Origin of the sequence: Enterobacter sp. EGD-HP1, assembly GCF_000733275.2 — a bacterium.
Taxonomy (GTDB): Bacteria; Pseudomonadota; Gammaproteobacteria; order Enterobacterales; family Enterobacteriaceae; genus Enterobacter.
Genome location: NZ_AVOP01000001.1, coordinates 637801 through 652136 on the forward strand (window position 1 = coordinate 637801; position 14336 = coordinate 652136).

At 57.0% G+C, this 14336-nt stretch carries 10 protein-coding genes and 1 pseudogene; 1 reads left to right on the plus strand and 10 read right to left on the minus strand.

Features of this window, described 5'->3' with window-relative positions:
* Positions 1-175 precede the first annotated feature (175 nt).
* The 4 genes and pseudogenes from mukB to cmoM form a co-directional block, all read right to left on the minus strand.
* Positions 176-4627 (minus strand): chromosome partition protein MukB, encoded by a 4452-nt coding sequence (gene mukB / locus N037_RS03280; protein ID WP_032638942.1) that lies wholly within the window; start codon positions 4625-4627, stop codon positions 176-178.
* Positions 4627-5331 carry a chromosome partition protein MukE gene (gene mukE, locus N037_RS03285; protein ID WP_023335134.1) on the minus strand — a complete coding sequence of 235 codons (705 nt, stop codon included), beginning with the start codon at positions 5329-5331 and terminating at the stop codon, positions 4627-4629. The genes mukB and mukE overlap by 1 nt, the downstream gene beginning before the upstream one ends.
* Positions 5312-6634, minus strand: coding sequence for a chromosome partition protein MukF (mukF, locus tag N037_RS03290; RefSeq protein WP_032638944.1), 1323 nt, complete (start codon positions 6632-6634; stop codon positions 5312-5314). The genes mukE and mukF overlap by 20 nt, the downstream gene beginning before the upstream one ends.
* A pseudogene (gene cmoM / locus N037_RS03295) lies at positions 6627-7417 on the minus strand (tRNA uridine 5-oxyacetic acid(34) methyltransferase CmoM). The gene mukF and the pseudogene cmoM overlap by 8 nt, the downstream one beginning before the upstream one ends.
* Before the next feature lie 124 nt (positions 7418-7541).
* Between cmoM and elyC the strand changes: the two are divergent.
* A complete protein-coding gene (elyC, locus tag N037_RS03300) occupies positions 7542-8321 on the plus strand; it encodes an envelope biogenesis factor ElyC (RefSeq protein ID WP_023335131.1) in 780 nt (259 codons plus the stop codon).
* Here elyC and N037_RS03305 read toward each other — a convergent pair.
* The 6 genes from N037_RS03305 to msbA all read right to left on the minus strand — a co-directional run bounded on the left by N037_RS03305 (position 8298) and on the right by msbA (position 14303).
* A complete protein-coding gene (locus N037_RS03305) occupies positions 8298-9191 on the minus strand; it encodes a YcbJ family phosphotransferase (protein WP_023311002.1) in 894 nt (297 codons plus the stop codon). The two genes, elyC and N037_RS03305, sit on opposite strands and share 24 nt — an antisense overlap.
* Before the next feature lie 141 nt (positions 9192-9332).
* Positions 9333-10079: a 3-deoxy-manno-octulosonate cytidylyltransferase gene (kdsB, locus tag N037_RS03310; protein WP_023311001.1), complete on the minus strand. Its 747-nt coding sequence runs from the start codon at positions 10077-10079 to the stop codon at positions 9333-9335.
* Entirely contained in the window at positions 10076-10258 is a 183-nt protein-coding gene (gene ycaR, locus N037_RS03315; protein ID WP_006174474.1) for a protein YcaR, read from the minus strand. Before ycaR ends, kdsB begins: the two co-directional genes overlap by 4 nt.
* Before the next feature lie 45 nt (positions 10259-10303).
* Complete coding sequence (locus N037_RS03320) at positions 10304-11533, minus strand: winged helix-turn-helix domain-containing protein (RefSeq protein WP_032638950.1); 1230 nt, start codon at positions 11531-11533, stop codon at positions 10304-10306.
* Between the two features lie 44 nt (positions 11534-11577).
* Entirely contained in the window at positions 11578-12555 is a 978-nt protein-coding gene (gene lpxK / locus N037_RS03325) for a tetraacyldisaccharide 4'-kinase (RefSeq protein WP_032638952.1), read from the minus strand.
* Positions 12552-14303, minus strand: a complete 1752-nt coding sequence (msbA, locus tag N037_RS03330; RefSeq protein ID WP_023335128.1) for a lipid A ABC transporter ATP-binding protein/permease MsbA — start codon at positions 14301-14303, stop codon at positions 12552-12554. Before msbA ends, lpxK begins: the two co-directional genes overlap by 4 nt.
* Positions 14304-14336: the final 33 nt, after the last annotated feature.

The window sequence follows — 14336 nt, forward strand, 5'->3', positions numbered from 1 at the left end:
TTGCCCCCTGTTTTCACGACATGCCCATCACGTTGGGGCTTTCTTTCATTATAGGTAGACGGCTAAGCTGTTGCCTTACCTTATGTAAAGAAGTTTAAAGATAACGCAGCCCTAAGCACAAGTTAAGTTTAAAAAAAAAGCGGCGCCAGTGCGCCGCTTCGGGTCAAAAGACGCTTCAGGAAGCGTCCGCCGTGGTTTCCGGCAATGATTCTGGCGGCTGCGGCGCAAAGCCACGCAGCCCCACAACGTGAACGTGTTCGCTGTTCTGGAACACTTTACGCACCAGTTTGTAGGTTGTGCCCTTCTCGGGGCTGATGTTCTCCGGTGCCGCAATGATGAGCTGCATATCAAGACGTTCGCAAAGCTCGAACAGCGTGGCAATTGAGCGGGCATCAAGACGCGCCGCCTCATCCAGGAACAGCAGTCGGCATGGCGAGATGTCTTTGCCGCGCAGGCGACGCGCTTCATCTTCCCAGCTCTGTACGACCATCACCAGAATTGACATCCCGGTACCGATCGCTTCACCGGTAGAGAGCGCCCCGGATTCCGCACGCAGCCAGCCGTCTGAGCCACGGTTTACCTCAACTTCCATTTCCAGGTAGTTACGGTAGTCCAGCAACTCTTCTCCGATGGTTTGCGGCGTACGCTGCCCCATATCAATCTGCGGGTTCAGGCGCTGATACAGCTTCGCCAGCGCTTCGGAGAAGGTCAAACGGTTGCTGTTGAACAGATCTTGATGCTGCTCGTGCTGCTCAGACAGCACTTCCAGCAGCGTTGCATGGGCTTCACGCACGTTGACGTTGAGGCGCACACTGTTCACCTGGCCAAACGACACGCTTTGCAAACCCTGGTTCAGCTGGCGGATACGGTTCTGCTCGCGCTGAATGGTTTTGCGGATAATGTTCGCCACGCTGCGGGAGCTGATCGCCAGCTTCTGCTCGCGAGAGGTCAGCTCTTCCGTGAGGCGGCCCAGCTCAATTTCCATCTGTTCGATGGCTTCGACCGGATCGTCGGTACGGATGATGTCCTGACGAATACGCTCGCGCAGGTGCTGGTAAACCGCCACGAAGAACTGAATTTTACGTTCCGGACGTTTTGGATCTTCCGACATACGCAGCACATCGCGCAGGTGTTCGTTATCCGCCACCGCCAGACGCAGCGCACCCAACGCCTTATCCGACATGGATCGCAGCTCATCAGCAGAGAGATACGCCAGTTCACGGCGGTGCAGACGACGCTCTACGTTATTGTCTTTCACCATGCGCATCACCGCGCACCAGCCCGCCTTGGCGGTCACGACCTGCTCGCGCATTTCATGATAGTCGCGTTCCAGCTTGCGCAGGCGACGGGTCAGGTTATCCATTTCCGCTTCGCAGAAGGTCAGCGCTTTTTCCAGCTGATTACGACGCGCACGGTTATTGCTGAGCTGAGAATGCAGCTCGTCACGACGAATACGCGCGCGCTCTTCTGCGCCGCTGTCGGCACGCACGCCGATGTCATGAAGCTCTTTCTGCAGATCGTTTAACAGCTCTTTCTTGGTATCGAAGGAGCTTTTCAGCGAGGCCAGCACCTGGTTGTACTGGTTCAGCTGAGCGGAGTGGCTGCGCATCGCTTCGCGGGCGCGAGTACGTTCCGCCTCCGCCTGCTCAAGGCGCTGACGCAGTTTTTCGTTCAGATCGCTGTTACCGCTCAGCATTTCAGCCGAATCGGAGTAGCCAAAGTGGGCCCGACGCTGCACCACTTCCGTCAGGGCAAACGCCTGCTGACGCGCTTCGCGCTGCACCTGCTGCGACCAGGCATAATCTTCTTTTAACTGCTCAAACTGTTCCGGGTCGCTCTGCAGTACAGACACGACGGGCTCCAGCTTAGCCAGCTGATTGCCGTGCTGTTGAACGAAACGCGCGGCTTCCTGCGCTTCATCCAGACGCTCCTGGATCTCGTCCACGCGATCGGCCAGCGTGTCGTCCGCCAGCAGGTTCAGACGCGGCAGAATGCGGTTAAGGGCAGCAACGCCCTCTTTCGCCTGTTCAAACTGAACGCGACTTTGCTGGTTATCACTTTCATGGCTGGCAATCGCACGTTCCAGTTCGCCACGGCGGGTATTGAGTTTGCGGATTTCGGCTTCCGGATCCGCGTCAAACGCTACGGCGAGATGGCTGCCGATAAAGCGGCTGAACGACTGATGCAGACGCTGGGTTTTCTGCACGTCAAACGACAGGGTCGCAAAACGTTCAGACAGCGTTTCACGCTCTGCGTGCAGGCTTTCAATGCGGCTTTCGCGCGCGGCGCGGCCAAACAGCGGCAGCTCAGGGAAGCGGGAATAACGCCACTGACGGTCGGCAATTTTCACCACCACCGCTTTTTCCAGCTCGTCGACGCTGAATACGCTGTCATCGAACGACTGCGGATCCCCTTCGATCAGGTAGAGATCTTCCGGACAATCTTCCAGGCCGGCAAGCTGCTCAGAAATCAGCGACAGATCGGGAACCACAATCGCGTTGCGGGATGGACCGTACAGCGCGGAGAAGTACGGGGCATCGTCAAGGCCAACATCGTCGTAAATCTCGGACAGCAGCACGCCGCCAAAACGCTCGGCTAGCGCATTCAGGCGCGGATCTTCTGACCCGCCCGGCTGGCTTAAGCGCTCAATTTCTTCATCGACGTCGCGCTTGCGGGCGCCCACTTCGTCACGTTCAACAATGGCTTCGCGCTCGCGCTCCAGCAGCTGCTGCAGGTATTCGGTCACTTCCTGGCTGGATTCGAACTGCTCGCCGCACTGCTCGCTGAGCTGGTTCAGGCTGCTTTGAGCCGCCAGCCAGACCGGCGCACGCTCCAGGAGCGTCTTCGAACGGGACTGAATCTGCTCCAGCTCCTGACGGAGGTTCATACGCTGTTCGCTGGCGTTTGATACGGTATCGGACAGGGCTGCAATACGCGCTTCCAGCTCCTGATGCAGAGCCTCAAGCTCGTCGAAATCGTAATTTTTACCCTGACGCTTGCAGAAATCCGCCAGCAGACGCTCGGCTTCCTGCTGCTCGCGCAGGCGCTGCTCCAGCTCGTTCAGACGCATACGCAGCGGCTGAACCTGCTCGGCCAGATGGCGCTGGTTCACACCGTCGCGCAGCAGTTCACGAGCAACGTCCCAGGCTTCGTTACGCGCCAGCGGGCCGTTAATTGCGACCACCAGCTGATAAGCCTGCTCAAACTGGCTGTGCGCCGTTTGCGCAACGCTCATTTTCTGTTCGAGGGACAGCAGTTTCTCGGTGGCTTCCTGCTCTTTGGCCTGGAAGGTATCCAGCCACTCGTCGGCGCTCTCCGGCGTCAGGTCGGGCAGATGACACAGCTCTTTCGCGCGCTGTAATGCCTGCAGTGCCTGGCTGTACTGAATCGCTCGCGTCTGCTGCACGTCCAGCGCCTGCTGGTAATCGGCAAGCTGGCTTTTCAGCTCATCCACTTCCAGCTCGGCCGCTTCGGCGCGGGCTTCGTTCTCTTCCTGCATGTCAGCGGCTTCGGCCACCACTTCATTTTGCTCTTCGAGACGAATCTGCAGCTCATCGAGGTCCGCTTCATAGCGCTCGATTTTTTCCTGCTGACGCAGCGCGGTCTGCACCAGGTTAAGGTGATCGCTGGCGGCCTGGTAATCGGCTTCCAGGTCGCCTTCAGCACCGTTGTGCTCGCCCAGCTCGCGCGCCATTTCGACGTGCTTGTACTGCTCGGCCACCAGCTGTTTACGGGAGGTAAACAGCTCGCGACGGTATTCTAATGCCTGATCGAGATGCACCCGGCGCTCGTTGGCGTGGCGCATGTAGTCCGCCGCCACGTAGTTGGTGGCTTCGCTGATCAGGTGTTTAAACAGGTCGCGGTCAGACTGGGTAACGCGAATCGCTTCCAGCGTCATGCGGTTTTCACGCAGCGCCGCTTCCATATCCTGGAAGGCCTTACGCACGCCGCTGTTTTCCGGCAGCAGGTAGTCGCGCAGGGAGCGGGTAATCGCGCTGGAGATACCGCCGTACAGCGACGCTTCAATCAGGCGGTAGTATTTGCTACGGTCTGATGCCGTGCGCAGACGACGCGCCACCACGCCCAGATCGAACATCAGCGAGTGGTAGTCGGTGATAGAGTTGAACTGCTTGAACTGCACGCCTTCGATGGCTTCGAGCTTGTCCTTCAGCTCCTGCAGCGTCAGCACGCGCGCCTGGCGTTCGTTCAGGGTTTCCGTCAGCAGCGACGTCGGCTGTACGGACGTTGGCAGACCCTGGATCGCAAACGGTTTAATATCCACTTTACGGTCGCGACCGGCGACCTGCTGCAGGCGCACGCCCACCACCACACGCTGATGACGGGAGTTAATGACGTCCAGAACCGAATAACAGACGCCCGCCTTCAGCTTACCGTGTAGACCTTTATCACGGGAACCGCTTGTTGCCCCCGCTTCAGTGGTGTTACGGAAGTGAAGCAGCGTCAGATCGGGGATCAGCGCCGTAACAAAGGCCGCCATGGTGGTGGATTTACCCGCACCGTTACCGCCGGAGAGCGTCGTGACCAGCTCATCCAGATCGAAGGTTCGGGCAAAGAAGCCGTTCCAGTTAATCAGCGTCAGTGAGCGAAATTTACCGCGTTCAATCATTACTCTTCCTCCCCGCTATCCGGCAGATTCTCTTCATGCTCATCATTGAGCTGCAAATGGTTTTCCACCGGCATCGCTTCACCGTCGCGGATCATGCGAAGCTGCGCTTCACGCGCGTCATCGCCCGCACGCACATCGGCACCGAAGCGGAAGACAGATTCCGTAATGCGGAATTTGCTGCTGTCGTGACCCATAAACCAGACCATCCCAAGACGACGCAGACGGTTCAGGGAAGAGCGAACCTTTTCCTGTAATTTCTGACGGTCCAGATCCGACCCCGTGGAGCGGTTATTCACCAGCTTGAGCAGCTTGCTCTCATCAGCCAGCGTCAACAGCTCGTCGTAAAGTTCCTGCTGGGTGAAGATCCCTTCATTTGCCAGACGTTCCGGGCTGAGGTAGAGGTAGCAAAGAATTTTGCCGACCATCATATCCAGCTCGGAGAGCACGGAACGCGGAATCAGCGTCGTGGAGCGCGGGCGCAGGTAGAAAAACCCTTCCGGCGCGCGGATAAGCTCCACGTTGTAGCGTGCATAAAACTCTTCCAGGTACTCCTGGAAGTCCATCAAAAAGGCGTGATTATCCAGCTCGTCTAAGCCAATGTGACGACCGGCACGCAGCTGGCTGTCCAGCGCCGGAAATAACGGATTCGCCAGCGCCTGTGCCAGCTTAACCGGCATCACGTGTTCAATATTTGTCAATGACATGCGCCTGTACCTTGGCTCCGTAATCGTTGATTGGCTGCCACTTCGGCGGCAGTCCGGTGAAATCTGCTTGCGCGACGCCCAGGCGCACCGCCTGGTCTACCACAATGCGGGCAATGTCGAAGTGGCGCGCGCGTGGATATTGCGCCAGATAGTCGCGCACCACGAGACCAAGATCCAGCGGCACTTGTCTGGTTTTGTAGACAGCGAGCTGTTCTTCGATCATCGCCGCAAGCTGCTCGCGAATTTCGTTAAATTCTTCGTATTCCAGATCCGGCGGCAGTTCACCGGTTACCTCTTCATCGCGCAGCGCCATCTCTTCATCGCGCATATCCAGCAGACGATCGGCACTGGCGTAGGTCAGCGCCCACGGCGCATCGAAATAGGTCTGCACCGACTGACGCAGACGCTGAGCAAAGACGCGGTTTTTATCCATATCAATCGCGGTACGGATAAATTTATGCACGTGTCGGTCGTAGCCGATCCACAGGTCGATCGACTGCTGACCCCAGCTGATAATGCGGTCAAGCTTGGTCTGCAGATCGAACACCAGACGGTCGATAAAATGCAGATCGTCGTGCGCCAGCGTCGCGTCCTGGATGCGCAGCAGGTTAGCCTGCAGCTTGTCCCCTGCGGCTTCCAGCGTATCCTGGAGTTCGCGCAGCGTGCCGGAGGTTTCTGACAGCAGAAGTTCACAGCTGGAGATGGCCGCTCGCCAGTCTTTATTCAGCAGCTGCGCGATATCGTCTTTCACCTGCTGCTGCTGTTCGTCCATCAGGCGCTGGGTGAGATCGATACTGTCGAAAATCTCGGCTACCGAATATTTCAGCGGCGCGTAGACGTTACGGTGCCAGTGGAATTCGTCACCGTTTTCATCCGCCGCGTCGGCGGCACGCTTAAGCTCACCCGCCACGATCGAGAGCTGCATGGAAAGACGCAGCGTGGAAAATTCACGCTGGCGGATGTAGTAATCGGTGATGCCGATGCCCAGCGGCGTCAGGCGATAGATGGCGTTTCCTTCCGCCTGCTCGCTGGTAAAGCGGTTCAGCAGACGTTGACGCACCATATCGTTGATCGCGTTGTTGGCACGCACGCTAATGGTTTCGCTGGTTTGCTCAAACGCATCACTGACATGGCGGAACGCATCCACCAGTTCACCCTCGCTCATTTCACCGTCCAGCCGTTCGCCGTTCAGCGTGGCAACCGCCAGCAGGAAAGAGAGTCTGTCTACCGGCAGCGAGATGGAGAAATCGTTTTTCCTGGCCCAGGCAACCAGTTCGGGGACTGTCTGGGAAAATTCACTCATAGGTTATCCTTGCATCTGCGGCTTGTGCGCGGTGACGTGAATATAGCGGCCAAGGCTGATAAAAGGCTCCTGACGGCAATACCGCGTTTCTAATTCTGTTAAGGTGTCAAAACAGTCACGCTGTTTGTGTTTTTCACGCAGATAATCATGAAACACCCTGACGCCCGTCTTCCCGACAATCTGCCAGCCAATCGCTTCCAGCCAGCCATAAACCTGCTGTGGATCGCGCGGATAGTCCGGGGAAAGCGTGCGCTTTTTCTTTTTGGGCATCCCGACCTGCACATAGTCGAAGTTTCCTGCAACCATGTTGTGCATCAGGAAGCCGTTAGCATTGTAGAACATCAGCGACAGCGTGCCGCCCGGGCGTAACATCGACCACAGGGTTTGTAACACGCTTTGCGGATCGGCAACCCACTCCAGCACCGCATGAAACAATATCAGATCAACCTGGGTTTCCAAATGCTGCGCGATGTCCTGAGCAGCGCATTGTATAAAATGCATGTTGTTGCTCACACCTTTCTCTTCTGCCGCACGCGTCGCGCGGGCGACCATTTCAGCAGAAAGATCGCAAAGCGTGACGTGATGACCGCGCCCGGCCATTTTTATCGCCGTCTGCCCTTCACCGCCACCGGCGTCCAGCACGCGCAACGTTTGACCACCAAAGGTGGCCAGAATGGTGTCCAGATCCTGCCAGAGGATCGTCTGACGGAGCTGACCTTTCGTGGTGCCATAAATGTTGCGCGAAAACTTTTCCGCGATGTCATCAAAATTGCGATCCCGCATTGGGAGAGTTCCACTCGCTAACTGCAAAAGCGCTATTTTGTCACACCCGGGCGGAGAATGAACCTCTCTGGTGTAATATCACCGGTAATCCCCTGCTATATGGTCAAAAAAGGAACCAAAAAGGATGCTTTTTACCCTTAAGAAATACATTGGAGGGATGATGCTTCCCCTTCCGCTGCTGCTGCTCACGATCGCGCTGGGGCTGGCGCTGGTCTGGTTCAGTCGCTTTCAGAAAAGTGGCAAAACGCTTATCACGCTCGGCTGGTTTGTCCTGCTGCTGTTAAGCCTGCAGCCGGTCGCGGATGGTCTGTTACGCCCCATCGAAACTAAGTACCCGACGTGGCAGGGAAACCAGAAAGTGTCGTACATCGTAGTGCTGGGCGGTGGGTATACCTGGGATCCTGACTGGGCGCCCAGTTCAAACCTGATCAACAACAGCCTGCCACGGCTAAACGAAGGCATTCGCCTCTGGCTGGCGAATCCGGGATCAAAAATGATCTTCACCGGCGCGGCGGCCAAAACGAACCCGGTGAGTACGGCTGAAGCAGGCGCCAGAGTCGCGGAATCACTCGGCGTACCGCGTTCCTCAATTATCACTCTGGACAGCCCAAAAGATACCGAAGAAGAGGCTGCCGCAGTGAAGCAGGCGATTGGCGATGTCCCGTTCTTGCTGGTGACCTCCGCCTCACACCTGCCGCGCGCGATGATTTTCTTTGAGAAGCAAGGCCTGCACCCGCTTCCCGCACCGGCAAACCAGATGGCCATCGACGCGCCGCTCAACCCGTGGGAACGGGCGATCCCCTCCCCGGCGTGGCTGATGCATAGCGATCGCGTCGGTTATGAGACGCTCGGACGCCTCTGGCAGTGGCTGAAAGGATCGTCAGGCGAGCCAGGGCAGGAGTGATTTTGTTGCCAGATCGAAGTTTGCGCGATTAAAGCGTCCGGTATTGACCAGCTGCGCAACTTCGTCCCAGAGCAGGTAAAGCCAGCGCCGCCAGAGAAACGCCTCTGCAACGGGCGCGCGTTGAAGGTAGTGCCACAGTAAACCTTCCGCCGCCCCGCTGTCGCTAAGCCTGAATAGCTCGTATTCGCGCGGAGCCCAGAGCATGATCCCCGGCCCCAACATCGCCAGAAGCTGATCGCTGCGGGAGTCTTTGAGCATGCTGCGAAGGGTGAAATTACCGTGGATTAGCACGCAGTTGTCATTAAAACCGTCGAACAGCGCCGGCAAGCACTCGCGGGTGCGAAACAGAATACGTTTATCCTGCATGGTCAAACCGGTATTGTTAAACTGGTTAAGCGTCCCCCACAGGACTTCAACCCGCTGGCGATACCACAGCGGCCACAGGTTTTCCTGAGTGCTGTCGACCGGACCGACAAGCCCGCGGCTATCCTGACGGTGCCAGGCCAGCAGCGCCTCGACTATCTGGTCTTTCAGTTGCTCCCAGCGTTCCGGCGTGCGCGCGGGCGCTTCAACGGGTACGCCGCGCAGGCGCTCAATCAGCAGCACGTCCGGGCCGGGGTGTTCCTCGTGCGTCATTACGCCGTACACCGTCGGCATACGGACCGTTCCTTCCCGCGCCAGCATCGACATTTTCCATGCAAGCTGCCTGGCAACGCCCGGCGAGGTGAAACTCCTGGCCATCAGCGGCATTGGGTTGCCCTGACTGTCATACAACGACCAAAGCGCGGTATCGGCCTTTTCACTCACGCATTCGACCCGGCTTAATTTCTCACCCAGCAGATGGCTAAGTTCGGCACGCAGCTGTTCCATATGAGATTACCCCCATTAAGACTACTGCTTTTATAATGAGCGTCCTGAAGGAAGATGTCACCCGGAAGAGATCAATTAGGGAAAAGAAACAGGAATTAGCGGGGAGAGGACATCCCCCCGTCAGGAGGGATGCAGGCGGTATTAGCGCAGCTCGGCGCGGACGCGCTCAAGATCTTCCGGCGTATCAACGCCCGTTCCAGGTACTTCGCTGGCAACGGCAACGTGAATTTTTTCACCGTACCAAAGCACGCGAAGCTGCTCCAGCATTTCGATATGCTCCAGCGGACTCGGCGCCCAGGTAACATAGCGACGAATAAAACCGGCCCGATAGCCGTAGATCCCAATATGACGCAGGAAGGTATCACCGATGGTCTCTTTAGAGAGCGCAAAGCGATCGCGATCCCAGGGGATCGTGGCGCGGGAGAAATAGAGCGCATAACCTTCGGCATCCATGACCACCTTCACCGCATTCGGATTGAATGCCTCTTCAGCATGGTGAATGGGCACCGCGAGCGTCGCCATACCAACCTGACGCTGAGCCAGGTTTTCTGCCACCTGACGGATAATCACCGCCGGGATCATCGGCTCGTCACCCTGCACGTTAACGATGACCGTATCATCACTGAAACCACATTTCTCAACCACTTCCGCCAGACGCTCGGTGCCGGACTGGTGATCGGCGCGGGTCATGCATACCTCACCGCCTGCCGCCTCAACCGCACGGGCGACGTCAGGATGATCGGTAGCAACAATCACGCGATCGGCACCGGATTCACGCGCACGCTCAAGGACATGCACAATCATCGGCTTGCCGTTGATATCCACCAGCGGTTTACCCGGCAGACGCGTTGAGGCATAACGCGCAGGAATAATGACAACAAAACTCATGGTTTGCTCTCTTCTGCCACCAGGGAACGGGCTTCATTTTCCAGCAGTACCGGAATGCCGTCACGCAGCGGGAAAGCCAGGCTGTCCAGCTTGCAGATCAGCTCCTGTTTGTCCTGGCTGTAGTAGAGTTTTCCGTTGCATACCGGGCAGGCAATAATTTCAAGTAAACGGTGATCCATAGTTCCTCCGTATGGGTTATCGCTAAAGCTTAACACATTCCCTTTTCAGGGAGTGCCTGTTTCCCAGCCACTTCGACAGGATGTAAACAGTCCGTCGGGTACCCGGCCCAGCGTGACGTCACGGGCACCCTGCCAGCGCGCGAATTCGCTAATGGCGAACGTTAACCCTTTCTCCAGGCTCGCCGTCACCCTGACGCCCTCTTCCAGATAAAGCGCAATGACTTCAAGCGTGCCGGTCTTGCGGTGCATTTTTGCATCCATGCGCCCGACCAGTTGCCCCTTATGCAGCAGCGGGAGAACAAAGTAACCATACTGGCGCTTTGGGGCCGGGGTATAACATTCCAGCCGGTAGCTAAAATCGAACAGCTGCTCGGCGCGTTTTCTGTCCCAGACGACCGGGTCGAAAGGCGACAATACCGCGCTGTGGGTTGCCTGAAGTTTCCCCTCAAGGGCCAGAGGCAGTAGCGGGAGGAGATCCGCATGCAGCCACATGTCGCCCAGCGTTTCCACCGTGACGGGGATGACGCGCTGTTCGCGTTGCCATATGTCCAGCAGCGGTTTCAGCACGGGCTGGCGAAGGCGATAATAATCTGCCAGCCATTGCGGACGGAAAATGCCCAGACTGCGGGCGCTGTTCTCCAGCATGATGGTCTCGGCCGCCTCCTGTTTGAGCAGGTCACGCTCGTCGTCCCAGTGCGGCATCACGCGATGCGTCAGGTCGTAGACGCGCTGAAAATTACGCCGCTCAATCACCATGACTTTGCCAGAGGTAAACAGCCCTTCGAGATGACGCTTATGCGGCTTCCACTCCCACCAGCCGCTGGTGCCTTTGCGCGGGTGTTCAAAATCTGCGGAGCGTACGGGACCGTTATCCTTAATATGCGCAATGAGCTGCTCAATTTCGGCCTCATGCTCCAGCATCCACGCCTGTCGGTATTTCCAGCCCATCTTTTCCGGGGCAAGCATACGGTGGCGAACCAGGGCAAAATCGCTGCGGGGCAGGAAGCAGGCTTCGTGCGCCCAATACTCCATTAACTCCCCCTTGCTGAGCGCCTCATCCAGCCACTGCGGAGGATAACTTCCCAGGCGGCTAAACAGGACCAGGTAAGGGCTTCGCGCCACAATGTTAATGGTGTCGATTTGAAGCAGCGACATGCGCTGGACGGTAGAGAGAATATCGGCAGGCTGCGCGCGGCGGCGGGGCTTTTTGAGCAGCCCCTGCGCGGCAAGGTGTAAATGACGTGCGGCTGAAAGCGAGAGTTGCGGTAAAGACATGCGTTTTCCTGTCAGTCAAAGCGCCACCAGAACCGCGTAAGCGTTTATTTTACCAACGCAATCAGTTCCTTGAGCAAACGTTCCGGCTGCTCGCCGCTGAGTTCAGCGTCAACCGGCAGATACCACCAGTTTTCTTTCGCGAAGGCACGGCATTTCACCGCATCTTTTTCGGTCATGATCAGGGTCTGACCGGGCACGGTGAGCGCATCGATCTGCCCTTCCATCAGCGCCTGGTGGTCGGCCAACGGAACGCGTTTCTCAAGCCGTGCACCGCACTGTTCCAGCGTAGCGAAGAAACGCGGAGGATGACCAATACCGGCCATCGCCACCAGCGCAGGTAATTGAGAAACCGACTGACGTTCACCCGTCAACAGATTGACCGCCATTCCCGGCAGGAGATGCATGGGGATTTCACCCGCGTTTGCCTCACCACCGTTCACAATCACCGCATCAACGGACTTCAGACGCGAAGCGCGTTCCCGCATTGGCCCCGCCGGCAGCCACCAGCCGTTACCGAAACGGCGAACCCCGTCGATCACCACAATTTCTTTATCACGCGCCAGGGCGTAATGCTGCAGACCATCATCCGTAATGATGATTTGCACCGCGTGTTCGGCAACCAGAGCCTGCACGGCCTCGCTGCGCACTGGAGAGACCGCAACCGGCGCGCCGGTACGCTGGAAAATCAATACCGGTTCATCACCCGCTTCGGCGGTTGTAGTTTCCGCCGTCAGCAGAAGTGGATACTGCGCCGATTTACCGCCATAACCGCGAGAGACAACCCCCGGACGAACACCGCGTTTTTGCAGTTGTTCCACCAGCCAGATAACCACCGGCGTTTTACCGTTGCCGCCCGCCGTGAGATTACCGACAACCACAACCGGAACCGGCGCACGCCAGGCCCGCTTAAGCCCTAAACGGTAAAGCAGACGGATAATGCCGCTCACCAGACCATACAGCCAGGAGAGCGGCAAAAGCAGCAGCCACAGCGGGGATTCACCGGACCAGATGCGTGCAATCATTGTTGGCCAAACTGCATCTTATGAAGCTGGGCGTAAACGCCACGGTGTTCCAGCAAATCGGCATGGCTTCCGCGTTCAACAATGACGCCATCCTCAACCACGACGATTTCATCAGCCTGCTCGATAGTAGACAGACGGTGCGCAATCACCAGTGAGGTACGGTTCTTTTGCAGTTCATCCAGCGCGGACTGGATAGCGCGTTCAGATTCGGTATCCAGCGCAGAGGTCGCTTCGTCCAGGATCAGAATTGGGCTATCGCGCAGCAGCGCGCGCGCAATCGCAATACGCTGGCGCTGACCGCCGGAGAGCAGCACGCCGTTTTCACCAATGATGGTATCCAGACCGTTATCCATCTTATTGATAAAGTCCATTGCATAAGCCATACGCGCGGCGTTCTCAATCTGCTCGCGGCTGTACTCATCAGTGCGTGCATAAGCGATGTTGTTGGCGACCGTATCGTTAAACAGGTGCACGTTCTGGGAAACCAGTGCCACCTGGTTACGCAGCGACTGCAGGGTATATTCCCGCAGGTCGTGACCGTCTAATAGGATTTCACCTTCGTTAATGTCGTAGAAACGGGTCATCAGGCTGGCAATAGTCGATTTACCCGAACCAGAACGGCCCACCAGCGCAACGGTTTTACCCGCCGGAATAGACAGGTTGATATTACGCAGGGCAGGCACTTCGCGGCCTGGATAGGTAAAGGTCACGTTGCGGAATTCAACGTCTCCGTTTGCACGCTCGATCACGCGCTTACCTTCATCCTTTTCCTGCTCGGAATCCAGAATGCTGAACAGGGTCTGGCAGGCGGCCATCCCACGCTGGAACTGGGCGTTGACGTTCGTCAGTGATTTCAGCGGACGCATCAGCGCAATCATAGAGGAGAAGACCACGGTAATGGTACCCGCCGTCAGCGTCTCCATGACGCTCGGGAAGCTTGCCGCATACAGGACGAACGCCAGTGCCAGTGAGGCAATCAGCTGAATAATCGGATCAGAGATTGAAGAGGCCGAAACCATTTTCATCCCCTGAAGACGCATTTTGTTGCTGACTTTATCAAAGCGTTTGGTTTCGACGTCCTGACCGCCGAAAATCAGAACTTCTTTATGCCCTTTCAGCATCTGTTCCGCGCTGGTCGTCACCTGCCCCATCGTGTTCTGCATATTCTTACTGATATTGCGGAAGCGCTTTGAGACGACGCGAATAGCAATAGAAACTATCGGCGCCAGAACGATAAGGATGATCGACAGCTGCCAGCTGTAATAGAACATCATCGCAAACAGGCCGATGATCGACGCACCCTCACGCACAACGGTGATCAGCGCGCTTGAGGACGAGGAGGCAACCTGCTCTGAGTCGTAGGTAATACGGGACAGCAGCGTCCCGGTAGACTGCTTGTCAAAGAATGAGACCGGCATGCCCATCATGTGGCTGAACAGGCGACGGCGCATGGTCATCACCACTTTCCCTGATACCCAGGAAATACAGTAGCTGGAGATATAGCTGGTGATACCGCGTAAGATCATCAGTCCGATAACCACCAGAGGCATCCATAGCAACACTGAGCGATCCGTTTTACCAAAACCGTCGTCCAGTAACGGTTTGAGAAGCGATAGCATAAAAGTATCGCTGGCTGCGTTGAGGATTAACGCTACTCCCGCCACGATCAGGCCTGTTTTAAAGGGCGCAATCATCGGCCAGAGTCGGCGGAAGGTTTGCCACGTGGAGAGATCTTTGTCGTTATGCATTCAAAAAACCAGCATTCGTTGAAATAGCCGCAT

Bases quoted from the DNA above. Each gene is read 5' to 3' on its own strand.
- mukB (WP_032638942.1), bottom strand. From the start codon at position 4,627: ATGATTGAACGCGGTAAATTTCGCTCACTGACGCTGATTAACTGGAAC.
- mukE (WP_023335134.1), bottom strand. From the start codon at position 5,331: ATGTCATTGACAAATATTGAACACGTGATGCCGGTTAAGCTGGCACAG.
- mukF (WP_032638944.1), bottom strand. From the start codon at position 6,634: ATGAGTGAATTTTCCCAGACAGTCCCCGAACTGGTTGCCTGGGCCAGG.
- elyC (WP_023335131.1), top strand. From the start codon at position 7,542: ATGCTTTTTACCCTTAAGAAATACATTGGAGGGATGATGCTTCCCCTT.
- N037_RS03305 (WP_023311002.1), bottom strand. From the start codon at position 9,191: ATGGAACAGCTGCGTGCCGAACTTAGCCATCTGCTGGGTGAGAAATTA.
- kdsB (WP_023311001.1), bottom strand. From the start codon at position 10,079: ATGAGTTTTGTTGTCATTATTCCTGCGCGTTATGCCTCAACGCGTCTG.
- ycaR (WP_006174474.1), bottom strand. From the start codon at position 10,258: ATGGATCACCGTTTACTTGAAATTATTGCCTGCCCGGTATGCAACGGA.
- N037_RS03320 (WP_032638950.1), bottom strand. From the start codon at position 11,533: ATGTCTTTACCGCAACTCTCGCTTTCAGCCGCACGTCATTTACACCTT.
- lpxK (WP_032638952.1), bottom strand. From the start codon at position 12,555: ATGATTGCACGCATCTGGTCCGGTGAATCCCCGCTGTGGCTGCTGCTT.
- msbA (WP_023335128.1), bottom strand. From the start codon at position 14,303: ATGCATAACGACAAAGATCTCTCCACGTGGCAAACCTTCCGCCGACTC.